Annotated in this window: 23 protein-coding genes, 1 tRNA gene and 1 pseudogene; 14 read left to right on the plus strand and 11 right to left on the minus strand. The window is 63.4% G+C overall.

Annotated elements, in window-relative coordinates; all coding sequences use genetic code 11:
* Positions 1–452: 452 nt before the first annotated feature.
* Both ACEN9Q_RS26395 and ACEN9Q_RS26400 read right to left on the minus strand, forming a co-directional pair.
* Entirely contained in the window at positions 453–1,592 is a 1,140-nt protein-coding gene (locus ACEN9Q_RS26395) for a right-handed parallel beta-helix repeat-containing protein (protein WP_495626582.1), read from the minus strand.
* Positions 1,593–1,652: 60 nt separating this feature from the next.
* Positions 1,653–2,549: a c-type cytochrome gene (locus tag ACEN9Q_RS26400; protein ID WP_495626583.1), complete on the minus strand. Its 897-nt coding sequence runs from the start codon at positions 2,547–2,549 to the stop codon at positions 1,653–1,655.
* A gap of 184 nt (positions 2,550–2,733) precedes the next feature.
* Here ACEN9Q_RS26400 and ACEN9Q_RS26405 point away from each other — a divergent pair.
* The 4 genes from ACEN9Q_RS26405 (at position 2,734) to ACEN9Q_RS26420 (ending at position 5,091) form a co-directional block, all read left to right on the plus strand.
* Positions 2,734–2,809, plus strand: a tRNA-Arg gene (locus tag ACEN9Q_RS26405).
* 321 nt (positions 2,810–3,130) lie between these two features.
* Positions 3,131–3,763: a hypothetical protein gene (locus tag ACEN9Q_RS26410; RefSeq protein WP_495626584.1), complete on the plus strand. Its 633-nt coding sequence runs from the start codon at positions 3,131–3,133 to the stop codon at positions 3,761–3,763.
* A 412-nt stretch (positions 3,764–4,175) separates the two neighbouring features.
* Positions 4,176–4,502 carry a hypothetical protein gene (locus tag ACEN9Q_RS26415; RefSeq protein ID WP_495626585.1) on the plus strand — a complete coding sequence of 109 codons (327 nt, stop codon included), beginning with the start codon at positions 4,176–4,178 and terminating at the stop codon, positions 4,500–4,502.
* 88 nt (positions 4,503–4,590) lie between these two features.
* Complete coding sequence (locus ACEN9Q_RS26420) at positions 4,591–5,091, plus strand: hypothetical protein (protein WP_495626586.1); 501 nt, start codon at positions 4,591–4,593, stop codon at positions 5,089–5,091.
* A gap of 44 nt (positions 5,092–5,135) precedes the next feature.
* Here ACEN9Q_RS26420 and ACEN9Q_RS26425 read toward each other — a convergent pair whose 3' ends face one another.
* Positions 5,136–5,627 carry an Hcp family type VI secretion system effector gene (locus tag ACEN9Q_RS26425; protein ID WP_495626587.1) on the minus strand — a complete coding sequence of 164 codons (492 nt, stop codon included), beginning with the start codon at positions 5,625–5,627 and terminating at the stop codon, positions 5,136–5,138.
* A gap of 134 nt (positions 5,628–5,761) precedes the next feature.
* Between ACEN9Q_RS26425 and ACEN9Q_RS26430 the strand changes: the two genes are divergently transcribed.
* The 8 genes from ACEN9Q_RS26430 (at position 5,762) to ACEN9Q_RS26465 (ending at position 16,349) form a co-directional block, all read left to right on the plus strand.
* Complete coding sequence (locus tag ACEN9Q_RS26430; RefSeq protein WP_495626588.1) at positions 5,762–6,310, plus strand: glycoside hydrolase family protein; 549 nt, start codon at positions 5,762–5,764, stop codon at positions 6,308–6,310.
* The gene (locus tag ACEN9Q_RS26435; RefSeq protein ID WP_495626589.1) at positions 6,294–6,779 is read left to right on the plus strand and encodes a hypothetical protein; all 486 of its coding nucleotides are present in this window, start codon (positions 6,294–6,296) and stop codon (positions 6,777–6,779) included. The genes ACEN9Q_RS26430 and ACEN9Q_RS26435 overlap by 17 nt, the downstream gene beginning before the upstream one ends.
* Positions 6,780–7,031: 252 nt before the next feature.
* On the plus strand, positions 7,032–8,018 hold the full coding sequence (locus ACEN9Q_RS26440; RefSeq protein ID WP_495626590.1) for a glycosyltransferase family 2 protein: 987 nt from the start codon (positions 7,032–7,034) through the stop codon (positions 8,016–8,018).
* A 400-nt stretch (positions 8,019–8,418) separates the two neighbouring features.
* Positions 8,419–9,708 (plus strand): nucleotide sugar dehydrogenase, encoded by a 1,290-nt coding sequence (locus ACEN9Q_RS26445; RefSeq protein ID WP_056445140.1) that lies wholly within the window; start codon positions 8,419–8,421, stop codon positions 9,706–9,708.
* Between the two features lie 243 nt (positions 9,709–9,951).
* Complete coding sequence (locus tag ACEN9Q_RS26450; RefSeq protein ID WP_056445137.1) at positions 9,952–11,364, plus strand: TIGR03013 family XrtA/PEP-CTERM system glycosyltransferase; 1,413 nt, start codon at positions 9,952–9,954, stop codon at positions 11,362–11,364.
* Positions 11,365–11,401: 37 nt separating this feature from the next.
* Entirely contained in the window at positions 11,402–13,534 is a 2,133-nt protein-coding gene (prsK, locus tag ACEN9Q_RS26455) for an XrtA/PEP-CTERM system histidine kinase PrsK (protein ID WP_229412772.1), read from the plus strand.
* Between the two features lie 11 nt (positions 13,535–13,545).
* The gene (prsR, locus tag ACEN9Q_RS26460; protein ID WP_056445131.1) at positions 13,546–14,907 is read left to right on the plus strand and encodes a PEP-CTERM-box response regulator transcription factor; all 1,362 of its coding nucleotides are present in this window, start codon (positions 13,546–13,548) and stop codon (positions 14,905–14,907) included.
* Positions 14,904–16,349 (plus strand): right-handed parallel beta-helix repeat-containing protein, encoded by a 1,446-nt coding sequence (locus ACEN9Q_RS26465; protein ID WP_495626591.1) that lies wholly within the window; start codon positions 14,904–14,906, stop codon positions 16,347–16,349. Before prsR ends, ACEN9Q_RS26465 begins: the two co-directional genes overlap by 4 nt.
* A gap of 3 nt (positions 16,350–16,352) precedes the next feature.
* On the opposite strand, the gene ACEN9Q_RS26470 is transcribed toward ACEN9Q_RS26465, so the two are convergent.
* Genes ACEN9Q_RS26470 through ACEN9Q_RS26495 form a run of 6 tightly spaced genes read right to left on the minus strand, consistent with a single transcriptional unit; the run spans position 16,353 to position 21,901 of the window.
* Complete coding sequence (locus tag ACEN9Q_RS26470; RefSeq protein WP_056445128.1) at positions 16,353–17,198, minus strand: hydrolase 1, exosortase A system-associated; 846 nt, start codon at positions 17,196–17,198, stop codon at positions 16,353–16,355.
* Entirely contained in the window at positions 17,188–18,036 is an 849-nt protein-coding gene (locus tag ACEN9Q_RS26475; RefSeq protein ID WP_495626592.1) for a hydrolase 2, exosortase A system-associated, read from the minus strand. Before ACEN9Q_RS26475 ends, ACEN9Q_RS26470 begins: the two co-directional genes overlap by 11 nt.
* Entirely contained in the window at positions 18,033–18,284 is a 252-nt protein-coding gene (locus ACEN9Q_RS26480) for an acyl carrier protein (RefSeq protein WP_056445266.1), read from the minus strand. The genes ACEN9Q_RS26475 and ACEN9Q_RS26480 overlap by 4 nt, the downstream gene beginning before the upstream one ends.
* 48 nt (positions 18,285–18,332) lie before the next feature.
* The gene (locus tag ACEN9Q_RS26485; RefSeq protein WP_082548129.1) at positions 18,333–19,793 is read right to left on the minus strand and encodes an oligosaccharide flippase family protein; all 1,461 of its coding nucleotides are present in this window, start codon (positions 19,791–19,793) and stop codon (positions 18,333–18,335) included.
* A 34-nt stretch (positions 19,794–19,827) separates the two neighbouring features.
* Positions 19,828–20,751: a hypothetical protein gene (locus ACEN9Q_RS26490; RefSeq protein ID WP_495626593.1), complete on the minus strand. Its 924-nt coding sequence runs from the start codon at positions 20,749–20,751 to the stop codon at positions 19,828–19,830.
* Between the two features lie 43 nt (positions 20,752–20,794).
* Entirely contained in the window at positions 20,795–21,901 is a 1,107-nt protein-coding gene (locus ACEN9Q_RS26495; RefSeq protein WP_495626594.1) for a glycosyltransferase family 4 protein, read from the minus strand.
* Between the two features lie 217 nt (positions 21,902–22,118).
* Between ACEN9Q_RS26495 and ACEN9Q_RS26500 the strand changes: the two genes are divergently transcribed.
* The gene (locus ACEN9Q_RS26500; RefSeq protein WP_056445110.1) at positions 22,119–23,129 is read left to right on the plus strand and encodes a polysaccharide deacetylase family protein; all 1,011 of its coding nucleotides are present in this window, start codon (positions 22,119–22,121) and stop codon (positions 23,127–23,129) included.
* On the opposite strand, the gene ACEN9Q_RS26505 is transcribed toward ACEN9Q_RS26500, so the two are convergent.
* Positions 23,083–24,171 (minus strand): GNAT family N-acetyltransferase, encoded by a 1,089-nt coding sequence (locus ACEN9Q_RS26505; RefSeq protein WP_495626595.1) that lies wholly within the window; start codon positions 24,169–24,171, stop codon positions 23,083–23,085. The two genes, ACEN9Q_RS26500 and ACEN9Q_RS26505, sit on opposite strands and share 47 nt — an antisense overlap.
* Positions 24,168–25,397, minus strand: a complete 1,230-nt coding sequence (locus tag ACEN9Q_RS26510; protein WP_495626596.1) for an aminotransferase class I/II-fold pyridoxal phosphate-dependent enzyme — start codon at positions 25,395–25,397, stop codon at positions 24,168–24,170. The genes ACEN9Q_RS26505 and ACEN9Q_RS26510 overlap by 4 nt, the downstream gene beginning before the upstream one ends.
* Before the next feature lie 181 nt (positions 25,398–25,578).
* Here ACEN9Q_RS26510 and ACEN9Q_RS26515 point away from each other — a divergent pair.
* A pseudogene (locus ACEN9Q_RS26515) lies at positions 25,579–26,514 on the plus strand (acyltransferase family protein); the annotation flags it as partial.
* Between the last annotated feature and the right edge of the window lie 51 nt (positions 26,515–26,565).

Raw genomic sequence — 26,565 nt, forward strand, 5'->3', positions numbered from 1 at the left:
AATACGAGGTTTGCGATCCGCGCTTTGTAACGACGTGTAACAGCAATTGCTCAAGTAAAAAGACTTGGATCAAGAGGATTGACGTCTTGTTCAGGATTATTCATAACAAAAATTCCATCTTGATGACTTCCTGAACATTATATTCGGGCATCGCCTGTTTGTGTTTCCTCAGGCCAATTTAAATTCTCCCTCTGAAACATGAAGTTTTGAATACAGAAAGTTAACAGTTAAATTTATGCAAGGGGCCGTAGCGTTTATGCACGAAACGGCTGCACGCACTTTTTTGAGAAAAATCAGCGGAAAAAACGCGACAGAGCGCGAAATGTTGCGTGGAAGCGTCAATGGAAGTTGCCGCGCGCGGGCGGCAACTTCGTGGCCGTCACGGAGGGATGCGGCATTGCGGCGCGACAGCAGGGTGTCGACGCCGCCCGGCACGCGCGGCAGCAACCGGCTCAGCGGCCTTTATATGCGGCGGCTTTCGGATCGGTACCGCTCGACCACGGATCTGCCGCTGGCCCCGCTTTCACGACCATGTCGTTGACGAGCGGCCGCAGCGTGAAGCCGGCACGGTCGATGAACCCCGGCTTGTCCAGGCGGCGGTTGTCCTTCTGGATCGCGCCGGCCTGCGAGGTCAAGGTGCCTGGGCCGCCGAAAACATTGTTCTGGATTAGGGCCGGCGTCGACACCTTGCCGCTGATGAACACGAACGTACCGCCGGTGAAATCGTTCAGGAACGTGTTATTGATGACATATAAATCCTGGCCCGGATTCGTCGCGCCTTCTTCGCCATAGGCCACGAGGGTCGAATTGTCGTTCACGGCCGGCTGCTCGATGACATTGCCGATGAGATAGGACGTGCCGGCACTCGGCAGGTCGATCTCGTACGACGGCTTGCCGCTGGCCGTGCTGCCGGGCCGGCCAGGGGGTGTGCTCGAGAAGCGGTTGTACGCGATCATGTTGAACATCGCGCGCGACTTGAGGTCGTGGCCGATGACGGCGTCATGCGAATAGTTGTAGCGGAAGGTCAGGCTCCTGGCGTTACCGATGTAAAGATTATGCGTCTGGCCCGTGCCGCTGCCGTTGTGGCCGAACTCGCTGTGCTCGATCACGATATTGCTGTTTTTATTGGCATTACTCAGCACGCCGTTCTCGTTATCGTGAATAAAAGCCTGGCGCAGCGTGAAATTCGTGCCTTCCAGACGCAGCGCCGCGCCATTCCCATCCGGCACTTTTGCGCCCAGCATCTCGACATTCTCGACCGTGATGTTGTTGCCGGTGACGACCCAGGTGCCCTTGCCGCCGTGGTGGTGCCCGGCGGCGTCGATGGTCGGCCGGCCCTGCACGCCGCGGATGGTCAGGTTGTTGCGGGCGATGGCGCAGACGTCGCCGCTGTACGTCCAGTCGCCGACGATCTCGATGGTGTCGCCATCCTTGGCGGCGGTGATGGCGGCGCAGGGGGCAACATAAGTCTTGCCCGGGCCGACCGACAGCGTGGCGCCGGCTGCGGTGCCTGCCACGGCCAGCAGGAGGGTTGACAGGCCGGCCAGCGAGCGGGCCCGTGTGCGCGTTACGGGGATGTACAACGGTGACACGTCAATTCCTTGCTTGATTCATACAATGAAAAAACCGTCCCGCAGGACGGCTTTTTCGGCTTATTTCGCTGCCGCGACCATGTAGTCCACGGCCGCTTTCACATCGGCATCAGGTGCCGTCGAGCCGCCTCGCGGCGGCATCATGCCGGCCTCGCCCTGGAAACCCTTGATGGCATGCTGGTACAGCATGCTGGTGCCCTGGGCGATACGGGGCGCCCACGCGGCCTTGTCGCCGAATTTCGGCGCGCCGGCGATGCCGGCACCGTGGCAAGCCGTGCAGGTCGCATTGAACAGGGCTTTGCCGGCTTCGTTGTTGCCGGCCACGGCCGGGGTTGCCAGCGCGCCCGCGGTGGGCGGCGTGCCTGGCGTTGCTGCCGGCGTTGCCGGTGCCGGTGCGGCGTTCGCCGCCGGGGCTGCAGCATTGGCCTGGGCCGGTGCGGCGCTTGCGGCCGGCGCTTCCGGTTCCTTGAACTTGGCGCCCGCCTGGTTCGCCATGAAGGCTACCGCACGGGCGACTTCGATATTGTCGAGATCGGGATTGCCGCCCTTGGCCGGCATGGCGCGGATGCCTTGCACGGCGTGCTGGACGAGGGTGTCGTAGCCCTGGGCGATGCGGGCGCTCCAGGCGCCGGCATCGCCGGCTTTCGGTGCGCCGGCCGCGCCCGTGCCGTGGCAGGCGATGCACACGGCGTTATACACGGCCTGGCCCGATTGCAGGATCTTCGGCGCGTTCGCATCCTTGAGCGCAAACCCTTCCTCGGCCACCGGGCGCACGCGCGCTGCGATGGCCTGCGCGCTCTGGCTTTCGGACCCGGCACCACCGAGGGGCTTGTTGGTGGCAAAGATCACCAGCAGGATGATGCCGATGACGATGACCAGGAAAAAACCAGCCACTGCGATGATCAGTTGCTTGGGAGTCCGAATGAAGGAGGTGTGTTCGGTATGTGCGTCGCTCATGATTTCCTTAATACAAATTAAAAAAACCTGCTTCTGCCCTACGGAATGCTTATCTAAATGCAATGCCGCCGGCCGATTATAGACGCAAAGACTTTTAATGGAAACGCAATTTCCGGCCGTGATGGCCGGTTCCCCATAGACGACGGTCGGGAAAGTCTGTATCCTTCGCATCACTCCGACCAGCGCGGCTGTAGCTCAGTGGATAGAGTATTGGCCTCCGAAGCCAAGGGTCGTGGGTTCGATCCCCGCCAGCCGCGCCACTCCTTCCAAGCGTTAAACGTTGGAAATCAATGAGTTGTTGATAGGTTTGCAGACCGCGTTGATGCAAACCAGCAACCATTTTATCCGCCTACTACCGTGTCACCGTGCTCAAATTGTGCTCAGGTTCGGTATGTCGCAGCGTCTACCCCAGGCGCGGCCCGTGAACTTTCGCAGTGAAGTGCCTTGGTTACTGCAAAGGTAAGTCGACGGCTACCCGCATGTTCGCTGTACTCAGTGTTGCCCCCTTGAAAAAGATTGCAAGGAAGTCCACTATATTGCGGACGAGCATGGCCTACATCTAGGGACGACCAAGGGGGAACATGCAGTACTACAGCCAACGGGTTAAAGACAGCATCCTTCCCCTGTCTGTTGGGGACACGCTTCCGAAAGCTTTTGAGGAATGGTCTGTGACTGAACAAGTCATCGACCATGAAACACCCCAGGAAACCTGCGAATTGTGCGGTCAGGAATCATTGCGGTATCACTTCGAGATTCGGAACAGCCTGAACAGGAACACGCTATGGGTCGGATCGCAGTGCATTCTCAGGTTCGGCCTGTCCGTCTTTGAGAATGGGCGTGTCCTTTCGCCGAAGGATGCCCAGAAGAAAGTCAATCGCATTATGGATCAGATGCGACAAGATGCCTGTATTCGTGCGCTTGAGAAGGTGGCTGAGGCTGAGGACAACGACATTCTTACCAACGCGCTGAATTACTTCAAAAAGAACAAATACCTATCTCCTAAGCAAGCTTTCGTTGTCCTTTGGCGACTGAACAAGAATCGAATCGATCATAGCCCGTCGTTCTTCAAAATCGACCTGAAGCACGATAAGTTCAAGGCCCAACTAAGGCAAATGGAATTGAGTCGCGTGCACGTGATATGGCCAGCATTAAGTTCGTCTCAACGCGATATGGCCTTTCGTTATGGCCACACTGCGCCACCAATTGCGAATTAGCCCTGAGTTAGAAGCTGGCGCTATCAAAAATTGCCACGCCCAAATACCAATGTAAAAATGAAAATAATCTTCCATGGCAAATAGGTCAGCTAATGTACGTTCCGCGCTCTTGATCATGGGCGTGTTGATGTTTGCGGGAACAGCCTCGGCTCGGGCGTGCTTTCCATCGCCGCTCTTCCATGGACCAGAAAGGGAGACGAGGGTACCATTGTTCGTTACCCGGGCATGTTAGAGGCCGCTGAAACAATCTTCCGACGTTATAGCCGCGAATTCACCGCATTGAGCTAACCGCGATCATACGAAACCAGCAATATTTCCAAACGTTAGCGGGCGCACACTAATTAGGTGCGTTTATCACAGGCTACAATAGCCGTGCAATCGATTAAGCCTTCCACAGGATGAGAGGAAAGCGATGAGTTTTGAGTATGCGACGGATAAAGATTTTTGGGCGGACTTTCGTCTGTTCAACAGCTTTTTTGGCACTTACAAATGGCAGGACACCAAGGCAGCGAAGGATCATAGAGACGAATTCGGGTGCGCCGTTTCAAAAGGTGAGATTTACTTTACTCGCGAATCGGGGCAGGACTACACCAAGTTCAAAATATCGCGCGGCTCCATGGGACAGATGCTCATGACCTTCTTTCATGGAAATCAATTTGCAAGGCATGTTGCAAATAACCTGATTGAGTATCACGAGGAGCAATTGGCCGCTCGTATAAAGAAAGCACTGGCTCGTTAGCCGGCTTCACACAGCGACGTGCAACTCGGATGAGTGCAACGAGTCGACGCCACATTGGTAAAGTTCATGTCATTAGGAAGCAGCCACCATGCGCGATATCGAGAATGACGAGACTACGATCAAACACATCTGTCATTGCTACATCGACGAGACCTATCGCGCTAGCGAAATCCGAACCTCCGGCGACGAGGCCGAGTGCGACTGTTGCGGCAGAAGCACACCGTCGATTGGTATCGATGAGCTAGCAGAACGGATCGAAGCAGCGTTTCCCGAGCACTACAGACGTATCCCGGACCAGCCGGAGTCATGGCAGGAACGCCTCATGGCCGACAGGGAGTCGCACTACGACTGGAACCGGGAGGGCATACCAGTCAACGAGGCGATGCGAGAAGCCGCAGGTATCGACGAGGAGTTAGCAGCCGATGTCCTCGAAATCCTTGAAGAGAAGTATGCACCATATCCAGACAAGGATAATATCGGTGTGGAGAGTGCCCGGAAGGTTAGCTGTAGACGGATTACTGACACAACGATACGCCGGCCGAAGCCGATTTTTGCATCTTGGAGTTCCAAAAAAGGAGCCCGACTGTGAAGCAAGAGGGTAACTTGGGAAGGGCGGCCAAGCCGCCCACATTATCACGCAACCTTATTGGCAGCCAAGTCCCACCCGCCAACGGTTGAACCACCTGCTCCGCCGCCGATCTTTTGTTGGGTATATCGCCATTTGACCTTCGAAAACTTCAGGGAGACATGTTCGCCGAGAATTGATCCTGCTTCGAGGCCCGGCGTGATGGCACCGACCAAAACGTTCTCCAGTTCAATCTCGAAATACCTGATTGGCACACCATTCCCATCCGCGCGCATGAATTCGAATTTTGCTTTCGGAATAGTTTTCCCCATCGCGCACGTCTGCATTAATATCGGCGACGACAGATCGGCGAGTTTGCTGAATGTGATTTCTTCGATTTCGACTCGCTCCGCAGTATGCCCACCACCCGTCGACGACGTTGCGCTACGAGGCTGATGAAGCCCCCAGTTTACAGACTCGCACTCTATCCAGTCTTTATGCTTATCGTCTTGTGATTCGCCTTTGATGCCGTCGATCTGCAGGTAGACGTCGATTGCCATAGTTCCTCCGTATATTGATGAAAGAGTAGGTTGGCTATGGTGGCGCAATCCGGCCGAGATCGCTTGTGCCCGCGCAAGAAGGCACGTTGTCGTAGTGCTAGATTTGTCGGATGTTTATAAACTGCGGAGCCAACATGACTGGTAAGCATGGCCAGGCCACGACGAGCGGGCCGAACGCTTCAATGAAGATGAGCCCGGAAGCACGGGCTCGGATGCGCGCGACCGAGAAAGCAATTTATCGTTATTACAACGACCTGGGCAAGAATAAAGGGAATTGCACTTGGGGTGCGGGTATTCTTTCTCACAAGGGTGTTTGCACTGAAGACGAGTTAAAGAAAAAAGTTAGTGCGACGATGGTCGATCAAGAATTTGAACGCCGAGTGGGTGAGGCGGAACGAATTGTTCAACGAAACACCATCAAGGCTGTTAATCAGGATCAATTCGACGCGTTGGTCAGCCTAACATATAATTCTGGTGGCCGGGGTGCACGAGATACCTTTGATTTCGTAAATCGAGGAGATTTTACAGGTGCGGCGAAAAATATCTCTTCGATGATTAAGGTTGGGGTAATGGAAAAAGGTAAGAAGAAATATGTTGTCGCGCCGGGTTTAATCAAACGGCGGGAAGAGGAAGCTGCCCCTTTCCGCGTTAAAGACGACAAGAAAAATGCTGACAGCAAATAAGGAGATAATTATGGCTCTTCGTCATTACGCAATCTTGCGCCGACGAGTGACGGCGCCCGTCATTGCCACGCTGGCTTTGGCTGCTTTGCCTGCTTGGGCCGATGCGCCTGCCGACTACGAGCAAGCCGTCGTTGGCAAGTGGCGCCTGACCGCAGCCTTGGATGGTGCGGACGTTACGTCTCTTGATGAGAAAGAGGCTCAGCGGCTGGTCGGCCGAGTGTTTACGATCCGCACAGATGCGATAACGTTCGGCGACCGCAAGTGCGGTCCGTCTGAGTTTGAAGCAGAAAGCGTCGAGCCTCGGATGTTTGTTCGTGAACAGTTTCATGCCGATGCTGCTAAGCTACACCTGCCCAGCCCTGTGACAGTTGTTGATCTTAGCTGCACGTCTGTGTTCATCAAGAATGCGGTCACACTTGTCATCGCTTGGAAAGGATGGTTCTTCGACGCTGTTCGCGTGAAGCGCTAACTTTGAAATCGGGGAGAAAACTGCCTGACTTTCTTCCCATTATTTTTTCAGCCACGTCAGTCTCCCCCTGCCCCTCTCCCGGGACGTCACCCGTCAAACCACGTTCTATCGACGTCGCTACCGTTTGTGCGCTGCAACGCCGATGCACATGATAGTGTCCGTTGCCTTTCGGATTGGCTGCACATGTGTCAACATTCGACACTGCGCCGCGACCGCCGTCCGGCGCCGATTTTCATTTCACAGAGGACGATGATGAGCGCCAAGGTTTATGTGGTCATAGTGACCTACAACGGATCCAAGTGGGTGACGCCATGCTTTTCCAGCCTGCGCAAGTCGACCGTGCCGCTGCAGACGATCGTGATCGACAACGGGTCGCAGGACGACACGCTCGCGCGCATCGCCGCCGATTATCCTGAAGTCGAGATCGTCAATACGGGCCAGAACCTCGGTTTCGGCAAGGCCAACAACATCGGCATGGAACTGGCGTACCAGCGCGGCGCGGATTATGTGTTCCTGCTCAACCAGGATGCCTGGATCGATCCGGACGCCGTCGAAAAGCTCGTCGATGCGCATCAGCGCCATCCGGGCTACGGCGTCATCAGCCCGATGCACCTGAACGGCGCGGGTGACGGCCTCGATTACGGGTTTTCCAATTACATCGGGCCGAACAAGTGCAGGGGCCTGTATTCGGACATCTACCTCGGACGCGTGAAGGACGTGTACGACGTCGGCTTCGTGAATGCCGCCGCCTGGTCGATGACGCGCGAATGCGTGGAACGCGTCGGCGGTTTCAGTCCGTCGTTCTTCCACTACGGCGAGGACGACAATTACACGCAGCGCCTGCACTTCCACAAGCTCAAGCTGGGCGTCCTGCCCACGTCGCGCATCTATCATGACCGCGAGCAGCGCCCGCCCAGCAAGTTCTTCGAGTCCGGCGAAACCTTCCGGCGCGAAGTCATCGCGCGCAGCTCGAACCCGAACACGCATTTTTCCTTCGGCCGCGAATGGGTGTCCGTGTTCGCCCACCTCGGCTATGCGCTGGCACGCCTGAACATGCACGACGTCAAGCTGCAGCTGGCCAAGGTCCGCCTGCTGGCCGGCATCGACAAGGCGACAATCGCCGCCAACCGCGAGCGCAGCAAGGCCGGCCGCGGCGCATTCCTGAACCTGGATGCCGGCGGCAGCGCACGGATTTCAAACGCGGCGCCCGGCCTGGCGGTCGAACACCAGCCCGGCTGACAAACGCCTGGCGGAATGGGCGATTTACCCGGAAAGCATAGCATTACGACAAGTTACGACCGTTCAATAACCATGCTTACAACACTCCGGTAAATCAGCACAAGGTAGTGCTTGCCTCTTTTGACTGCAGCAACTTATTCTGCTGTTCTTGGAGCGTTCGTTTCATGCGCACGGTATGTCTTGTTGCTAACTTGTAATCGATAAAATGTTATTATCTCATCAGCACGGCGGTGAGGATTCGTGAAGATTGGGTTGACGACCGCGGCATGAACGATGCTCTGTAACTGTCGATGACATGGGTCGTCGCCGTCCGCGGGACGGGGGCGGCTTGTCGAGCATGCAGATGTTTCCGTGCTAAACAAAAGTTATCGTAATAGCAAATTTGCGGAACGGAATCAATATGAAGCCAGACGAGGTCATCGCAGTAGTTGGATTGGGTTATGTAGGTTTGCCGCTGGCTGTCGAGTTCGGCAAGCTCGGCCCGACGATCGGGTTCGATTTATCGGTGGCAAAGGTCGAAAGCTACAAGAAATTTGTCGATCCCGCCGGTGAGGTCTCGACTGAACAATTGCGTGCAGCACGCCACCTGAGCGTCACGACCGACCCGGCCGCGCTGGCACAGGCCGATTACATCCTGATCGGCGTCCCGACGCCCGTCGACATCGCCCACGTTCCCGACTTCGCCCCGCTGATCGGCGCCAGCGAGACCGTCGGCAAGCACATGAAGCGCGGCGCGATCGTTATCTTCGAATCGACCGTCTATCCGGGCGCGACCGAGGAAGTCTGCATCCCCGTCCTGGAAAAATTCTCCGGCATGAAGTGGAAGGAAGACTTCCACGTCGGCTTCTCGCCCGAGCGCATCAACCCGGGCGACAAGGAACACACGCTGACCAACGTGATGAAAGTGGTCTCCGGCGACGACCAGGAAACCCTGGACCGCGTCGCGTCCATGTACGAGACCGTCGTCAAGGCCGGCGTGCACCGCGCGTCCAGCCTCAAGGTCGCGGAAGCGGCCAAGGTCATCGAGAACACGCAGCGCGACCTGAACATCGCCCTGATGAACGAACTGGCGATCATCTTCGACAAGATCGGCATCGACACGCTGGAAGTGCTGAAGGCCGCCGGCACGAAATGGAACTTCCTGCCGTTCCGCCCGGGCCTGGTGGGCGGCCACTGCATCGGCGTCGACCCGTACTACCTGACGCACAAGGCCGAGATGATCGGCTACCACCCGCAAGTGATCCTGGCAGGCCGCCGCATCAACGACGGCATGGCCAAGTTCGTTGCCGAGAAAACCGTCAAGTCGATGATTTCGGCCGGTTTCCACGTCAAGGGCTCGAAAGTCAACGTGATCGGCCTGACGTTCAAGGAAAATTGCCCCGATCTGCGCAATTCCAAGGTTGCCGACATTGTGTACGAGCTACAGTCCTATGGTGTCGACGTGCACGTGTACGACCCGGTGGCGGAAGCGGACGAAGCGCAGCACGAGTACGGCATCAAGCTGGAGCGCTGGGAAGACCTGCCCAAGGCCGATGCCCTCATCGTCGCGGTCCCGCACAAGGAAGTGCTGGCGCGTTCGCTGACGGACATCCAGTCCAAGCTGAACGACGGCGGCTGCTTCGTCGACGTGAAGGCCCAGTTCGATCCAAACGGGATCCGCGAGGCTGGCTACTGCGTCTGGCGTTTGTAATGTAATGCGGGCAGCCGCGATTCCGGTCGCGGCTGCCATGACTATTCAACAGGTCGTGCCGAGGGCAGGCCGCTTGGTCCCCGAGCCTTGCCGTTTCGCATGCAATGATGACAATGACAGTTCCTGGCTATTCTTGGCCTTATTTTCTTTCCTCGAGTCAAAAGCTTTCGGGAACGCCCGTGCGTCTCCCGCTTACCCTATTGGTTGTGCAAGTCAGCAATAACAGCTACTCCGGAGGCAACTGTGCTTAGGATCTCTAATCACTATGTGTCGAAGATCGTGTTCGTGCTGCTGTTCGTCGAAGTGCTGGTACTGCTCGGCGCAGTCTACATCGGCGCGGCGGTGCGATTCATGGAAGTGGGCCAGAATGCCGGCCTGCCCAGCATCGGCCATCTTGATCATTTCTTCACGTCCGCCATCGCCTTTACCGCAGCGATCATTTTCAGCATGAGCGCGATGGGGATGTACCAGCTCGACTTCAACGAAGGCCTGCGCCATCCGTTCTTCATGAAGCTGATGCCCTCGTTCCTGATGGGCTTCCTGATCCTGACGCTGGTGTTCTACGTGGCGCCGGACCTGTACTTCGGACGCGGCATCATGGCGCTCGTGTTCGGGATCGCCGCCAGCGGTATCTTCCTGGCGCGCATGGTGTTCTTCAAGTCGTCCGAGCTGCGCTTCCTGGAAACCCGCATCCTGTTCCTGGGCAGCGGTCCGCTGGCCAAGGAATGCAGCGACCTGGCCGTGCAGAGCGCCAGCTATCACCGCTACAACATCGCCGGCTTCGTGCCGACGCCGACCGAAGAACTGTGCGTGCCGTCGACGAACCTGCTCAAGTCGCGCGAGGGCGAATCGCTCGTCGCGCTGGCACGCCAGTACAACGTCGAGGAAATCGTCGTCTCCGTGCAGAACCGCCGCGGCGGCTTCCCCATCAAGGATCTGCTCGAGTGCAAGCTGCAGGGGTTCAAGGTCACGGACGCCGCCACGTTCTTCGAGCGCGAGACCTGCCAGATCCGCGTCGACTCGCTGCAGCCGTCGTGGCTCGTGTTCGGCGGCGGCTTCGACCAGAGCTTCGTGCGCACGTTCATGAAGCGCAGCTTCGACATCGTCTGCAGCCTGATCATCATGGTGCTGACGCTCCCGCTGATGCTGCTGGCGGCGCTGGCCGTCAAGCTGGAAGACCGCGGCCCCGTGTTCTATTCGCAGGAGCGGGTCGGCAAGGACGGCGTCACGTTCTTCGTCCACAAATTCCGCAGCATGCGCACGGACGCCGAAAAGGGCGGCAAGCCGCAATGGGCGCAGCAGAACGATCCGCGCATCACCCGCGTCGGCAATTTCATGCGCAAGACGCGTATCGACGAGCTGCCGCAGGTGCTCAATGTGCTCAAGGGCGACATGTCGTTCGTCGGCCCGCGTCCCGAGCGCCAGTACTTCGTCGACCAGCTGATCGAAGTGGTCCCGTATTACAACGTGCGCCACAGCGTCAAGCCGGGCATCACCGGCTGGGCCCAGGTGCGCTACGGCTACGGCTCGTCGGCCGAGGACGCGCTGCAGAAGCTGCAGTACGATCTGTACTACGTCAAGAACAACAGCCTGTTCCTCGACGTGCTGATCCTGATCGATACCCTGAAGGTCGTCCTGTTCCGCAGCGGACGCTGATGCTGCCCGCGGCTGCCGGCAAGGCCGGCGGGCGGCCGTGGATGACCACCGAATCCTGCCCAGTAACGTGATCAATATCGCTGCTTCCAGCTACGCACTGGCCGCCATCGGCTTCCTCGCCCTGGGCCTGTCGGTCCTGTCGGGCTGGCGCGGCCGCGCCCAGCGCGGCACGCTCAGCACCGCGTGCCTGGCCACGGCCGCGTGGGCCGCGGCGCTCGGCTGGGACGCCGCGCAGGAGATCCTGTGGAATACGGGCACGGCCGCGCTTGAACTGCTGCGCGACGGCGCCTGGTCGCTGTTCCTCGTAGCGCTGCTCGGCCACTGGCAACAGGAATCGGAAGGAACGCCGACGCGTCTCATCCTCGGTCGCTTCCACGCGCCGCGCACGTCGCTGCTGGCGGCGGGATGCGTCTACCTGATGCTGCTGGCCGGCGTCGGCGTCGCCCACTGGCGCAACGACCTGCTGCCCGAACTCGGGCTGCCCCTCCTGATCGGCTACGTCGGCCTGTCGGTGTACGGGATGCTGCTCGTCGAGCAGGTCTACCGCAACAAGACCATCGAGGAACGCTGGGCGATCAAGTTCGCCTGCCTCGGCATCGGCGGCATGTTCGCCTACGACTTCTACATGTACAGCAATGCGCTGCTGTTCCGCAAACTGAGTCCGGACCTGTGGACGGCGCGCGGCTTCGTCAACGCGCTGACCGTGCCGCTGGTGGCGGTGTCGATGACGCGCCGTAAATCGTGGACGACGTCGTTCGCCGTGTCGCGCCGCGTCGTGTTCCATTCGGCCGCGCTGTTCGGTTCCGCGATCTACCTGCTGGCCATGGGATCGGTCGGCTACTACCTGCGTTATGTCGGCGGCAGCTGGGGCACGGTGATGCAGACCGGCTTCCTGTTCGGCGCCATCTCGCTGCTGGGCGTGATCCTGTTCTCCGGCACGGCGCGCTCCTGGCTGAGGGTCTCGATCAGCAAGCATTTTTATCGCTACAACTACGATTACCGCGAAGAGTGGATGCGTTTTACGCGCACGCTGTCCGAGCGCGGCCCGAACCTGGGCGAGCGCGCGATCCAGGCGCTGGCCGTCCTCGTCGAAAGCCCCGGGGGCACGTTGTGGCAGCGTGATGCCGGCGGCCGCTTCACGGTGATGGCGGGCTGGCAGGCGCCCGATATGCACGTGGCGGAACCGGCCAACGCGCCGTTCTGCCGCTTCCTGGAAAGCACGCAGTGGGTGATCGACGTCGACGAATATGTCGAGCGCCCGGACAAGTACGAAGGCCTGGCGCTGCCCGACTGGCTGCTGGACATGCCGCGCCGCTGGCTCGTCGTGCCGCTGATGCTGCAGGAAAAGCTGTTCGGCTTCGTCGTGCTGCAGCGCGCGCGCAGCCCGTTGAAACTGAACTGGGAAATCATCGACCTGCTCGAAATCGCCGGCAGCCAGGCCGCCAGCTACCTCGCGCAGGAAGACGCGGCCAATGCGCTGATGGTGGCGCGCCAGTTCGAGTCGTTCAACCGCATGTCGACGTTCGTCGTGCACGACCTCAAGAATCTCGTCGCCCAGCTGTCGCTCATGAACGCCAACGCCGAGAGGCACAAGGACAATCCGGAATTCCAGCGCGACATGCTGGAGACGCTGAACCACTCCGTGCAGAAGATGAAGCTGCTGCTGCAAAAGCTGTCGCGCAGCGAGAATGCCGAGAAGCCGCAGCCGCTGGCGGTCGACGAGGTCGCGCGCCAGGCGCTGGCCCTGAAAAGCGCGTTCGAACCGCATCCGCAGCTGCTCGTCGAGCAGGCCGGCCTGCTGGTGCTGGCCGACCGCGAGCGCCTCGAACGCGTGATCGGCCACCTGATCCAGAACGCGATCGAGGCGACGCCGCGCGACGGCCACGTGATGGTCCGCGTGGCCCCGGCGGCCGGCGGGCGCGGCGAGGCCGTCGAGGTCGAGATCACGGACACCGGCGAAGGCATGACGGAGGAATTCATCCGCGAGCGCCTGTTCAAGCCGTTCGATTCGACCAAGTCGGCCGGCATGGGTATCGGCGTGTTCGAGAGCCGGGAATACATCACTGAACTGGGCGGGGCGCTGGAAGTGACCAGCCAACCCGCGCTCGGCACCACATTCAAGGTCGTCCTGCCGCTGCATCGCGTCGCCGCGGCCGCGACGATCGCCTGAAAGAAGACACCATGACCCAACAAAAACCCAAGCTGTTGATCATCGAAGACGACCCGGGCCTGCAGAAGCAGCTGCGCTGGAGCCTGGACGCCTACGACGTCGTGGTGGCCGGCGACCGCGAGGCGGCGCTGGCGCAGATCCGCCGCCACGAACCGCCCGTGTGCACGATGGACCTGGGCCTGCCGCCCGATCCGGACGGCTCCACCGAGGGCCTCGCGACCCTGCAGCAGATCCTGGCGCTGGCGCCGGACACGCGCGTGATCGTCCTGACGGGCAACCAGGACCATGCCAACGCCGTCAAGGCGATCGCCATGGGCGCCTACGATTTTCATCAGAAGCCGGTCGACCCGGAAGTGCTGAATCTCGTGATCCAGCGCGCCTTCTTCCTGCACAACCTGCAGCAGGAAAACCGCCGCATGCAGCAGTCGCAGGCCGACTCGCCGCTGGCCGGCGTGATCTCGCGCGATCCGGGCATGTTGAAAGTCTGCCGCACCATCGAGAAGGTGGCGCCGACGTCCGCCTCCGTCATGCTGCTGGGCGAATCGGGCACCGGCAAGGAGGTGCTGGCGCGCGCCATCCACGCGCTGTCGCCGCGCGCGAAGGAGCGCTTCATGGCGATCAACTGCGCGGCGATCCCGGAAAACCTGCTGGAAAGCGAATTGTTCGGCTACGAAAAGGGCGCCTTCACGGGTGCCGCCAAGCAGACCAAGGGCAAGGTGGAACTGGCCCACGGCGGCACGTTCTTCCTCGACGAGGTCGGGGACCTGCCGATGGCGCTGCAGGCCAAGCTGCTGCGCTTTTTGCAGGAGCGCGTGATCGAGCGCATCGGCGGCCACGAGGAGATCCCCGTCGACGTGCGCATCGTCTGCGCGACGCACCAGAAACTGAAGGACTTGTGCGCGCAGGGCCGCTTCCGCGAAGACTTGTATTACCGTTTGTCGGAAATCGTCGTGACGATCCCGCCGCTGCGCCAGCGCGAAGGCGATGCCGCGCTGCTGGCCCATCACTTCAAGAACAAGTTCTGCGCGCAGGAGTCGCGCGCGTCGCTGCACTTCGCGCCGGACGCGCTGGCCGCGATCGAAGCGTATCAATGGCCCGGCAACGTGCGCGAGATGGAAAACTGCATCAAGCGCGCCGTCATCATGGCCGACGCGAACACCATCGTCGCCGACGACCTGGGCCTGCCCGACACGGGCGCCGAAGAGGAACCGCTGAACCTGCGCCAGGTGCGCGACGAGGCCGAATACAAAGCCATCGCCCGTGCGCTGGCGCGCACCGACGGCAATATCGTCAAGGCGTCCGAGATGCTGGGCGTGAGCCGTCCCACGTTGTATGACCTGATGGGACGCCACGGCATCAAGGCCAGCGCGTGACGGTGCGCCGGCTGGCGCGCCGCGGCCTGCTGGCGGCGGGCGTTGTCGTCTTGCTGCTTGCCGCCGCGCTGCCGGCCATCGTCGACCACGTGGGCATCGCCCCGCGCACGCTCGCGCCGTACATCGAAAAGCGCACCAGCGGCCATAACCCGTTCATCGTCGGCAGCGGCCGCCGCGTCGCCGCCATCCTGACGACGCTCGACCGCGGCCCGGCCGGCGTGGCGCCGCCCCGGCTGGCCCTGAACGTCGGCTCGCAGCCGCGGGCCGCCGGACAGGATGGCGGCGGCATCCAGGTCGCCACGTCCGATGCCCTGCGTGCCGCGCTCAAGGAAGCGGCACCGGGCGACGTCATCACGCTGGCGCCGGGCACCTACCGCTTCCAGGGCAAGGGCATCGGCATTGCGCGCGCGGGCCGGGCGGATGCGCGCATCGTCGTGCGCGCGGCGCAGCCGGGTACCGTGCACGTCGAACTCGAGACGCTCGAGGGCTTCGTCGTCGACGCGCCGTACTGGCGTTTCGAGAACCTCGATATCCGCGGCGTGTGCCCGGCGGACGACGACTGCGAGCACGCCTTCCACGTCATCGGCGGCGGCCATCACTTCGAGAGCGTCAACAACACGATCCGCGACTTCAACGCGCACATCAAGATCAATGGCCACGACGGCCGCTACCCCGACGACGGCCTGATCGACCACACGACACTGGCCGCCACGCACGTGCGCGCGACGACGAAGCCGGTGACGCCCATCGATCTCGTCACCGCCAGCGGCTGGACCGTGCGCGCGAACGTCATCACCGACTTCGTCAAGCGCGACGGCAACGAGGTCAGCTACGGCGCGTTCGCCAAGGGCGGCGGCAAAAACAACGTTTTCGAACGCAACGTCGTCTGGTGCGAGCAGACCTTGCGCGGCCAGCCGGGACAGCGCATCGGGCTGTCGCTGGGCGGCGGCGGCACGGGCCGCGAATTCTGCCGCGACGGCCGCTGCATCACCGAGCAGGATGGAGGTGTCGTGCGCGCCAACCTGATCGTCGGCTGTTCGGACGTGGGCATCTACCTGAACGGCGCGGCGGCCAGCAAGGTCGTCGACAACACGCTCGTCGACACGAGCGGCATCGACGTGCGTTATCCGACGAGCAGCGCGGTGGTGGACGGGAATCTGGTCGACGGTTCGATCCGCGCCCGCGACGGCGGCATCGTGCACCTGGGAGACAATCGCGCAACGCCGCTCTGGCGCGCGTACGTCGGCAGCCATCCCGTGCGCCGCCTGTTCCGCGCACCGGAGACGGGCGATTTTTCCTGGCGCGGCGCGCCGCCGTTGCGCGCCGGGGCGGAGAGCGAAGGGCGGCCGGCGGATGCGCGCGACCTGTGCGGCAAACCGCGCGCCGCGGCCGCGGTGTATGGGGCGTTTGCCCGCTTTACGGATTGTCGGCCGGCGTCCTGAACGTCACCACGACACGACCCATTCGCGGGTCCACTCGGCGACCTGGTCGCGCCAGGCGCGGCGCGAGAACGTGTGGTCGGCACCGTCGAGACGGCGCCAGGTGACGCGCGGCGCGGACAGCAGGCGTTTCCAGGCCGGCGTCGATCCGGCCACGTCGCAGAATTCGCGCCCCGTCAGGTCGGCGCCGCCGATCACGAGCAGCGTGTGGCCGCCGAATGCGTGCAGGCCCTGGCGCATGCGCTCGGGCAGCGCAGCGGGGGCGTCTTCCGACGACGCTGCGCGGCCCGCGAACGCGGTGCGCACGAGTTTCAGCATCGATGCCAGCGAGCCCGCGTAGTCGAATTTTCCGCGTGCCAGCTTGCGCCAGAACGCGGGGTCGCGCAGGCGGTCGCGGTAGTGGTGTTTCAAGGTCGTGCGGGCGACGCCGTCGTCCGTGCGTACCCAGGGATTGAGCAGCACGAGGCCGCGCACGCGCGCGTCGCCCGGCGCATACATCGCGGCCGCCGAGGCGCCGTCGCATAGTCCCCACAGCACGACGTCGGCGAGGCCCGGCACGGCGCCGACGAAGGCGTCGAGCGCGGCGCGGATGTCGTCCTGGATGACTTCGAAATCCCGTTCTTCGCCGTCGCTGTCGCCCATGCCGCGGTAGTCGAAGCGCATGGCGGCGATGCCGTGCGCGGCCAGGTGGCGCGCCAGCAGGGCGAACTGGCGATGGCTGCCGACGCGGTATTGCGGACCGCCGACGACGATCAGCACGCCGCGCGCGCACGGCGCCGCGGGCACGCTGGCGATGCCGACCAGCGTATCGCCGCCGCAGCGGAAGGCGAGGGCGCGTTCTTCATACGACATGGGCGCCCTCCCCGATGACGCCGTCGGTGGCGTCGAGCAGCGCGGGGCAGGTCGACACCGCCGTCGTGGCCCAGAACGGCGACCCCGTCACCGTGTGCACGTGAAGCACCGCGCCCTGACTGTCCCACGCCGCCTTGACGCGCGCGGCGGCCGGTCCCGGCGCTTGCCCGGGCGCGCCGAGCACCTCGAACCAGTGCGCCGGGGCGGGCGGCACCATGGCATCGGGCGCGGGCAGGCCGTCGATCGCGCGCGCCAGTTCGGGAGACAGGTCGTAGCCGGCGATTTCCAGCGTCTCTCCGGCCTGCAACGCGGCGCGCAAGGCTTTCGTTCCCGACTGCGCGGCGTCGTCGCCCAGCATCGCGCCCGCCGTGCGCAGGCGCAGGAACTGGGTCAGGTACGCCGAGCCGCTGGCCACCGGTTGCCACAGCAGCAGCGGCGCGAGCGGGTAAGCCGCCGTGCGCGCATGGTCGAGCGCAAGCAAAGCGCCCAGGCGCAGGCCCCACAGCGTGAGCGGTGCATCGATGCGGGCGCGCAGCCAGGCGGCGCCCAGGTCGAGGTCCCGCTTCCATGCATCCCAGCGCGCATCGGCGAAGTCGCCGGCGCTGTCGCCGGTGCCGAGCAGGTCGATCTGCAGCACGCCATAGCCGTGCGCGGCCAGGCGGCGTGCGCCGAGGGCGGCCATGCGGCGGGTGCGGTTGAGTTCTTCGGCGAACGGCGGCACGTACAGGACGGCGCCGCGGCATGCGCCCGCAGGCCGGTGGAACAGGCAGAAGCGCCGGTCCGCGCCGCTGCCGAGGAAGAACGGTTCCGTGTCCACCTCGGCCCGCTCTGGCGTCATTCGGCGCGTTTCGCGGCCACGAATGCGGCCAGGCTGCCCAGGGTTTCGAAGGTGCTGGCGCTGATGTCGTCGTCGTCGACGGCGATGCCGAAGCGTTCTTCGAGCGCGCCGATCAGGCTGACGACGGCCATGGAGTCGAGTTCGGGCAGGCTGCCCAGCAGGGGGGAATCGGCGTGCAGGCGCTGGCCGGCGTCGCCCAGGCTCAGCACGTCGATCAGGGTCGCTTTGACTTCGTCGAGATACGTCATGGTGGTCATTCGGTTCGGTGAGCGCCCGCTTGGCAAGCGAGCGGTCGATTATACATTCGGGAGCAGCAGCGCCAGCCGGGCCTTCAACGGCGCGGCCAGGCGGTGCACTTCGCCCACGAGTTCGTGGCGGGTGGCGCGCAGCAGCACATACCAGGCGGCGGCCAGCGGCAGCAGCATCACGAGCAGGCGCGCCATCGCGGGGAGCGTCGCCGGCAGCAGCGCCGCCAGCAGCCAGGCGACGGCGCCGGTGCCCAACGCCACGACGGCGCTGGGCAGCAGGGCGCGGATCATCATCGCGGTCGTGAAGCCGAAATACCGGCTCTGCTGGATCGCGGTGACGGGCGCGCTGGCGACGGTCGCGAAGAACAGCGCCCACGCAAATCCGTTCAGGCTGCCGTCATACAGCAGCACGCCGAACAGGATGCGGGTCGCCAAGGTAACGACGACCGGGAAGGCGCTCAGGTAGGGACGGCCGATCGCCGTCACCGCCATCGGGATATAGTTGAAGGCCAGGGTCACGAAGGCCGCCAGCACGAGCGGCAGGATCGCGGGCACGCATTCGATCCATTTGGCGCCGTACAGCGCGACGACGATGTCCTGGCCCAGCACGGCCGTCAGCGCCAGCGCGGTCCAGCCGACGCCGGTCAAGAGCAGCGTGGAGCGGGCCAGGATCGGCGCCAGCGATTCGCCGCGGTGGTACGTCTGCGCCATGTACGGGACGGCGCCGTAGTTCATCGTCGAACCGGCCACGTAGCTGAAGATCGACACGGTGGAATTCGCGCGGCTCAGCAGGCCCACGTGGCGCGCGGACCCCAGCTTGCCGAGCAAGATGTCGGGGATCGAGTTGTTCAACGTGGTCGCGCAGTTGGTCACGAGGGAGCCGACGCCGAAATGGGCGACGCTCTTCCAGTGGCGGAAGCCCGGCAGCCACGGCATGCCTTTCGGGCGCAGGGGGATGTAGGCGATGCCGCAGGCGAGGATGTTGATCAGGTTACCCCACGCCATGGACATGGCGCCGTAGCCCATCTCGCCGAGGATCAGCGTGCTGGCGCAGAAGCACACGGTGCCGACGACGTGGACGACGGCCTGCTTCTCGGCCTCGTAGCCGCGCGCCAGCAGGGCGCCCGTGACGGTGCCGAACGGGATGAACACGAAGCCGACGGCCAGCACGCGCATCACCGGCACGATGCCCGGTTCCTTGAACCACATGCCGAGCCAGCCGCTGGCCGCGAACAGGGCGGCCGCGATGACCCACGACGTCGTGAACACGACGCCGGTGGCCGAGCGGATCTTGTCGTTGTCGAGGTCCGGTTCGCGCTGCAGGTAATAGCTGACGCCGAAGTCGCGGAACACCTGGGCGAAGTTCACGAACACGACGGTCATCGAATAGATGCCGATCTCGCTCGGGCTCAGGATCCGCGCCAGCAGGATGCTGACGATGAACTGCAGGACCTTGGTGCCCGAAGTCGCGAAGAAGTTGATGACGAGCGAACGACGCAAATCTGCCATGACAGGGCAACCGGGGAGAAAAACGCGCCGAGAATCAGGCCGGCGCGTTGGAGATCAGGTGGATGGCCTGGCGCGACGTCGTCTTGTACTTGTTGTTGATGAAGCGCATCGGCCCGATGAAGTGGAAGAACGCCGTCTCCGCCGTGGCGCAGTCGGGCGTGCCGTATTTCGGGAACGGCAGCGATTTCGTGGCGAACGCGTTCGCCACCAGGTAGTTCGACGTCACCTGTTCGGTGCCCCAGCGTTTCCAGTCCTCGCCCAGCTTGCCGGTCATGCGGCGCGAGAAGTCGAGCAGGTTGTCGCGCATCGTCGTCGACGGCGGAAAGCCCGTGAAGCCGGAGCAGCCGCGCACGTAGCGGGCGTCGCCCGGCAGGCCGACGTTGGCCATCTCGGCTTCCGACAGCGTCTGGATGTGCGCGCCCGGTTTCATCTTGGGCAGCGCGTGGGCGCGCACGGCGTCCAGCGGGCGGATCGGCGTGTCCGGGATTTCGCCCAGCACGAAGCCGGCGCCGGCCTGGATGGCCTGCAGCACTTCCGGGATCGGCTGCATGGTCAGCGTGTCGGCATCCAGCTGGATGACGTAGCTGTCCAGCGCATAGCCGGAGATCGCGAACAGGCGCTCCCAGGTGCCGCCGCGCGGGATGTCCGCATGGGTGAATTCGTGCGCTTCGCGCAGGATCACGTGCGGCAGGTGATGTTTCAGCACGGCGCGGTCGTTCTCGTCGATCGACGGATCGCACACGACGACGATGCGGGACGGATTCAGGAAATGAGTAAACGACTTGACCGCGACCAGGTAGGAATGGACGTCGCGCTGGTGCACCATCGACAGCAGCGTGAAGGGCAGGTCACCGCGCTGCACGGGACGGGTGCCCAGGATCTGGCGTGCGACTTTCTGGTACTGCCATCGGAAATAGTCTCGCCTTGCGCGCTGGACCACCCTCTCGACTAAAGACATTCCTCAGGACTCCCTTTTCTGCTGTTCAAATTCAAAGCATCGGTCACAGAAACCGCGCGATGTGTGCGGCGAATTCCTTGCTTTGACGCACAACATTATATGCGGTATCGACGTGCGCACGCGCGTTGTTTCCATGCATTTTTGCTATTTCCGGACTGTCGACATAGCGCAGAACGGCCTGCGTGAAGCCGGCGAAGTCGTCCAGCCCGATGACCGCGCCGGTCTTGCCGTCGAGGATGGTTTCCTTCGGTCCCAGCGCCGCGCTGGCGACGACCGGGATGCCGCAGGCCATGGCCTCGACGATGGCATTGCCGAAGCTTTCGCGCTCGGCCGCGTGCACGAGCAGGTCGGCGGCGCGGTAGTACGGCACGAGGTCGTTCTGGCGGCCGGCGAACACGCAGATATCTTCGAGGCCGAGTTCCGTCGCCAGCCGTTTCCATTCCACGGCCGGCGGGCCGTCGCCCACGTAGATGAAACCGATGCGCCGGTCCGGACGCGCGGCGACCACGTCGCGTACCACCTGCAGCAGGCGGTCGACGCGCTTTTCCGGGCGCGCCTGCGAGACGGCCAGGATCCAGAAGCGGTCCGGGTCGAGGCCCAGCCGCGCGCGCGCGTCGGCCCGGTCGCCGGGATGGAATTTCACGGAATCGACCGAATTGCGCATCAGGATGACCTTGTCGCGCGGCAGCTTCTGATAATTCAGCAGGAATTGTTCCTGGGCGACGGAATTGGCCAGGTGCAGGTCGTGCTGCTGCTTGCGCAGCACGCGCCGCACGAGGTATTTCGCGATCTTTTTGAGTGCACCGTCGCGCTGGCGCGGGTCGAAGCTGTCGTTTTCCGTGTTGATCGTGCGCACGCCCAGCCGGCGCAGCAGATCCAGGCACACGGTGTTCGACAGTGCGCTCATGAACACCATGACCTTCACGTTATGGGTCAGCACGAATTGTTCGATCGCGGCCCGGCCGGCCGGCGTGGTGTCGTAGCAATCCAATTCCACGGGCTGCAGGTGTTTCGGCTGGTAGCTGGGATTGCCCGTCAGCCTGGGAAACGCCATGTAGACGTTCGCCCGGTCGAGCAGGTCGCTGCTTGCCCGGTCGCGCACGGCGGCGGTGAAATTCCATACGTAACCCGTATCGTCGGGATAGCGCATGGTGAACACGACTCCTGGCTTTTCCGCTGTTGTCACCCTGTACTCCGGTTTTGGTGCGAAGTTGCAATATTTAGCACAAAATTATAGCTCATCAATTAATTCTGCATGTTGCAGTGCAGCGTATTCGTGCGTGCAGCAGGGGCGGATTGCCACACGATTGATTTCCGGGCGACAAACACATTGTGCTAGGATTGCAATACTTTTAACGGCCCAAGTAATGTTAGAAAAAGCTCAGCAAGTGCCGGCGCAACTGGCACCCGGACAGCGTCCGGTCCTGCTCGTAATCGTCGACACCGAGGGCGAATTCGCCTGGGATCAACCGTTCAACCGCAGCGCCATCGGGACCACGTCCATCGCCAGGCAGCCGCTGATGCATGCGCGCGTGTTCGACAAGTTCGGCATCATCCCCACGTACATGGTCGACTGGCCCGTCGCGACGACGCCGGCCGCCGTCGCCACCTTGCGCCGCCTGCTCGATGCCGGCCGCTGCGAGATCGGCGCGCACCTGCATCCGTGGGTGTCGCCGCCTTACGAAGAGGCGCTGTCGGATTTCAATTCGTATGGCGGCAACCTGCCGCGCCAGCTCGAATACGACAAGCTGCGCCTCCTCACCGAGACCATCGTCGACGCGTTCGGCAAGCAGCCGCTCGCGTTCAAGGCGGGCCGCTACGGCCTCGGTCCGCACACCGCGGAATCGATCGCGTCGCTCGGCTACGACGTCGATGCGAGCGTCGTCCCGTACAGCGCCTTCACGGCCGACGGCGGGCCGGATTTCCGCGCATTCGACGAACATCCGTACTGGTTCCAGGCCGGGAAGCGCGAGCTGCTCGAACTGCCCGTGACCACGGGGTATTGCGGCTGGCTGCGCCGTTTCGGCCAGCGTTTATATGACGTCGCCCAGGGCCCCTGGGCGCGGCGCGCGCGTCTCGGCGGCGTGCTGGCGCGTTCGCGCGCGCTCGAACGCGTGCGCCTGAGTCCCGAAGTGGCGAGCGGCGCCGAGATGCGGCGCCTGACCGATGCCTTGCTCGCCGGCGGCTGCCAGGTGTTTTCGCTGACGTATCACAGCCCGTCGCTGATGCCGGGCCATACGCCGTACGTGCGCAGCGAGGCAGACCTGGAACGCCTGATCGCCAACGTGCACGATTACTGCGCGTGGTTCCGCGACGAGGTCGGCGGAGAATTCATGAGCCTGGCGCAGCTGCGGCAGGCGCTGGCGGCGCAGCGCTGACGCGCGCGCTGTCTCCCTTTTTGCGCGCGGCCAGCGCGTGCAAGCGGCCCAGCAGCGGCCAGCGGTAGCCGTTCAGGTGGTACATCGTGCGGATCTCGTCGGTCCAGCGGGTGTGCCACTCCATCACCCGTCCATAGAATTCGATGCGCTCGAAACGTCCTTCGTCGAACAGGCCGCGCGTCGCTTCCTCGCGCATCAACAGGGCCGGCGACAGCTGCGGTCCGAGCGCTTCGTCGTAGGCCGTCTTGAGGATCACGATGCAGCCGCCGCCTTCGACGCACAGATCCATCGCGGCCAGATGCGGACCGGCGGGGCCGTCGAACCAGTAGCGATAGACGCTGGCCGCGCCGCGGCGCGCCAACGCTTCCAGCATCGTGCGATAAAAGCGGCCCTGGTCGTTGGCCGCATCGACGGCGGTGCCTTCGGTGGCCTTCCAGCCGCTCGTCTCCAGCTTGCCGTAGTCGGCCACGGCGGCCGCCATGTCGTCCGGCGAGCGCACGATTTCCAGGCGCGTGGCGATGCCGTCCTGGCGCAGGCGGTTGCGCTGCTTTTTGAGGTTGCTGCGCAGGTTCTTGCCGCGCGCAAGCCAGTAGTCGTCGAAGCTGCCCTGCACCGTGATGCGCGCCGTCCGGATGTAATCGAAGCTGCGCGCGCCGCCGGGACGCGCCATGAGTATCGGGTCGCACTGCGTGAGGCCGACCATCAGCGCGGGGCCGGGCAGGGCTTGCAGCAGGCCCGCGAGCAGGCCGTCGGCGGGACGGGTGTCGGCCTGCAGCCACAGGCCGACGGGTGCCTGGGCCGGCTGGAACGTGTTCCAGACGCCGCGGCGGCCGGGCGTCACGATCGTCATCGCGTCCGTGTCGTCGCCGTGCCAGGCCAGCAATTCCCGGCCCGTGCCGAACACGTCGAGCAGGGCCTGCACGAAGTCGGCGGCGAGCAGCGGCGACGCGGCACCGGCCGCGTGCAGGCGCTGCCAGCGTGCGGCGTGCCGCGCGAAGTCGCGCGCGGGGACGACGGTCCAATGCGCGGCGGTCGGGCTCATGCCGGCACCGCCGCGCAGGCTTCGAGCGCCTGCCGCACCTGCGCGTGCAGCCAGGCCCGTTCCGCGTCGTCCAGCGCCTGGTGGCAGGGGAAGGCGATCAGGCGCCGGCCGAGGTCCGCGCTGTTGGCGCACACGCTCGCGTCCACGCCCGGCCACAAGGTCGCGCCGAAGCGCGTCATCGGCACGCCGGCGCGCTGCAGCGCGTCGAATACCGCCTGCGGGCGATCGACGAGCAGCGGGAACATCCACGGACAGGCGCCGTCGGGCAGGCGCGTCATCAGGGGACGGCAGCCGGGCGCGCCGTCCAGCGCGCGCTGCAGTTCCTGGTAGTTGCGCCGGCGCCGCGCGACGATGCGCGCGGGCGACACGCAGCGCAGTACCGCGCGCGAAAACCAGGAGGAGCGCTTGTCGGCCCAGCGCGCATCGAACTCGAAGCTGCTGTCCGACGACGACGGGGCCAGCGCGGACGCCGGCGCTGCCGCGGCGGTGCCGTTCGCGGCGCGCGATTTGCGCGCGTTCCACAGCGCGCTTTTCAGGCGCAGCGGCAGCGCGAGCAGCAGCCGCAGCACGGGCAGGCGGCCGTAGGCGAAGGCCGCTTCGAGCGCGTTGAGCGCCGCTTTCATCTCGAAACCGGCACCGGCGCCGTGCAAGGCCACGTCCAGCCGGTGCCGGTGCGACACCAGGCAGCCGCCTTCATAGATCGGGAAGAATTTCATCGTGCTGCCGATCGCATAATCGCCCACGCTGCCGACCGCGGCGCCGTCGCGCGCGCCGAAGAAGGCGTGCGCGCAATCCTCGACGAGGCCGACGCCGTGGCGGTCGCACAGCGCGCGCAGCGGCCCCAGGTCGTGCGGGATGCCGAAGAAGTGGGTGGCGAGGATCGCCTTGACGCGGCCTTTGGCGAGGTGCGCTTCGATGTCGGCCAGGTCGGGCGCCGTGTCCGGACGGATGCGGTAGAACGCGACGTCGGCGCCGCACCAGTGCGCAGGCGGGACCATCGACGGACTGTGGTAAGCCGGCACCAGCACGACGTCGCCCGCGCCCGCGCCGAGCGCGCGCAGCGCGAGACCGATCGCGATCCGGCCGCTCGTGACGAGACGCACGTCCGCGCCGTCCAGCAGCGACGGCAGCGCGGCACGACGCCCGCCCGTGAATGCGGCAAGCGACAGCACGGGCACGGGAGGGATGGCGCGGCGGGCGGACGGTGGAGCGGTTGTTGACGGCATGCACTTAATATAACACGCACGTTTCCGGGGCCGGTGCCGGCTAATTGCGGCTAAATTGCAACAAAATTAATTAAGTTAATTTCAATGCTACAATTTGTTGGATTGTACGTACGGGCGGATTTAATCCGTAACGCGCCGCAGCCGCGGGTATTCAACCGTTCCACAACCAGCCACCTCCATCATGAAACGCGACATCCCGCTCGGGCTCTCGGTGTATCTGGACCTGGTGCGCTTCGGCGCCGCCTCCCTCGTCGTGCTGTCCCACCTGTGGGTGCTCGCCTTCCCCAGGCATCCATTGCCGTGGCCCGGCCATGCCGCCGTCGTCATCTTCTTCGTGCTGTCCGGCTTCGTCATCTCGCATGCGTCCCGTCCGGAACTCGGATTGCGCGGCTACCTGCACCATCGCACCGCCCGCATCTATCCCGTCGTGCTGGGCGCGGCCGCGTTGTCCGTGCTGCTGTCCGCATTCGGCGTGCACGCGATGCAGTACGCGGGCACGCGCGGGTCGGACGCGCTGGACGTGGCGTTGAACATGACCTTCTTCGCGCAGACGTGGACCAATGTCGCGCTGCCGTACAACGGCCCGTTCTGGTCGCTGAACTACGAAGTCTGGTACTACATCCTGTTCGGCATCTGGTGCTATCACCCCAGCCGGCTGCTGCTGCTGTGCGCCGCCGTGATCGCGGGGCCGAAGATCCTGCTGCTGATGCCCGTGTGGCTGCTCGGCGTGTATCTGCACCGGAAGATGACGGTCATCGACCGCAGGACGGCACTGTGGATCTTCGGGCTGACGCTCGGCGCCGGACTGGCGTTCTTCTGGATCGACGTCGGCGCGCGCATCCGCGAAGCCATGCGCGGCATCTGGCCCGAGGCGATGGATCTTACGCGCGGATCGAACCAGTTCGTCGGCGATTTCCTGCTCGGCCTGATCGTCGCATTGAACTTCCTGGCGGCCGGCTCGCTCGGCATGGGCCTGTTGCTGAAATGCGAAGCGGCGATCCGCTACCTGTCCAGTTTCACGTTCTCGATGTACGTGTTCCACATGCCGCTGGCGGTCCTGATCTGGAACGGCCTGGGCGTGCAGGCGGCGCTGCCGTTCTGTGGCCTGCTGCTGCTCGGCGTCGTGGGCATGGGCGAGTTGACGGAGCGGCGCACGAAGCGGTACCGG

Source organism: Massilia sp. Masssp93, assembly GCF_059491295.1.

What these genes read in the sequence shown, in the direction of transcription:
- ACEN9Q_RS26500 (WP_056445110.1), top strand. Translation starts at nt 22,119, where the DNA reads ATGTTAGAAAAAGCTCAGCAAGTGCCGGCGCAACTGGCACCCGGACAG.
- ACEN9Q_RS26415 (WP_495626585.1), top strand. Translation starts at nt 4,176, where the DNA reads ATGAGTTTTGAGTATGCGACGGATAAAGATTTTTGGGCGGACTTTCGT.
- ACEN9Q_RS26510 (WP_495626596.1), bottom strand. Translation starts at nt 25,397, where the DNA reads ATGCCGTCAACAACCGCTCCACCGTCCGCCCGCCGCGCCATCCCTCCC.
- prsR (WP_056445131.1), top strand. Translation starts at nt 13,546, where the DNA reads ATGACCCAACAAAAACCCAAGCTGTTGATCATCGAAGACGACCCGGGC.
- ACEN9Q_RS26470 (WP_056445128.1), bottom strand. Translation starts at nt 17,198, where the DNA reads ATGTCGTATGAAGAACGCGCCCTCGCCTTCCGCTGCGGCGGCGATACG.
- ACEN9Q_RS26410 (WP_495626584.1), top strand. Translation starts at nt 3,131, where the DNA reads ATGCAGTACTACAGCCAACGGGTTAAAGACAGCATCCTTCCCCTGTCT.
- ACEN9Q_RS26505 (WP_495626595.1), bottom strand. Translation starts at nt 24,171, where the DNA reads ATGAGCCCGACCGCCGCGCATTGGACCGTCGTCCCCGCGCGCGACTTC.
- ACEN9Q_RS26445 (WP_056445140.1), top strand. Translation starts at nt 8,419, where the DNA reads ATGAAGCCAGACGAGGTCATCGCAGTAGTTGGATTGGGTTATGTAGGT.
- ACEN9Q_RS26495 (WP_495626594.1), bottom strand. Translation starts at nt 21,901, where the DNA reads ATGCGCTATCCCGACGATACGGGTTACGTATGGAATTTCACCGCCGCC.
- ACEN9Q_RS26420 (WP_495626586.1), top strand. Translation starts at nt 4,591, where the DNA reads ATGCGCGATATCGAGAATGACGAGACTACGATCAAACACATCTGTCAT.
- ACEN9Q_RS26400 (WP_495626583.1), bottom strand. Translation starts at nt 2,549, where the DNA reads ATGAGCGACGCACATACCGAACACACCTCCTTCATTCGGACTCCCAAG.
- ACEN9Q_RS26485 (WP_082548129.1), bottom strand. Translation starts at nt 19,793, where the DNA reads ATGGCAGATTTGCGTCGTTCGCTCGTCATCAACTTCTTCGCGACTTCG.
- ACEN9Q_RS26475 (WP_495626592.1), bottom strand. Translation starts at nt 18,036, where the DNA reads ATGACGCCAGAGCGGGCCGAGGTGGACACGGAACCGTTCTTCCTCGGC.
- ACEN9Q_RS26440 (WP_495626590.1), top strand. Translation starts at nt 7,032, where the DNA reads ATGAGCGCCAAGGTTTATGTGGTCATAGTGACCTACAACGGATCCAAG.
- ACEN9Q_RS26435 (WP_495626589.1), top strand. Translation starts at nt 6,294, where the DNA reads ATGCTGACAGCAAATAAGGAGATAATTATGGCTCTTCGTCATTACGCA.
- ACEN9Q_RS26490 (WP_495626593.1), bottom strand. Translation starts at nt 20,751, where the DNA reads ATGTCTTTAGTCGAGAGGGTGGTCCAGCGCGCAAGGCGAGACTATTTC.
- ACEN9Q_RS26480 (WP_056445266.1), bottom strand. Translation starts at nt 18,284, where the DNA reads ATGACGTATCTCGACGAAGTCAAAGCGACCCTGATCGACGTGCTGAGC.
- ACEN9Q_RS26430 (WP_495626588.1), top strand. Translation starts at nt 5,762, where the DNA reads ATGACTGGTAAGCATGGCCAGGCCACGACGAGCGGGCCGAACGCTTCA.
- ACEN9Q_RS26425 (WP_495626587.1), bottom strand. Translation starts at nt 5,627, where the DNA reads ATGGCAATCGACGTCTACCTGCAGATCGACGGCATCAAAGGCGAATCA.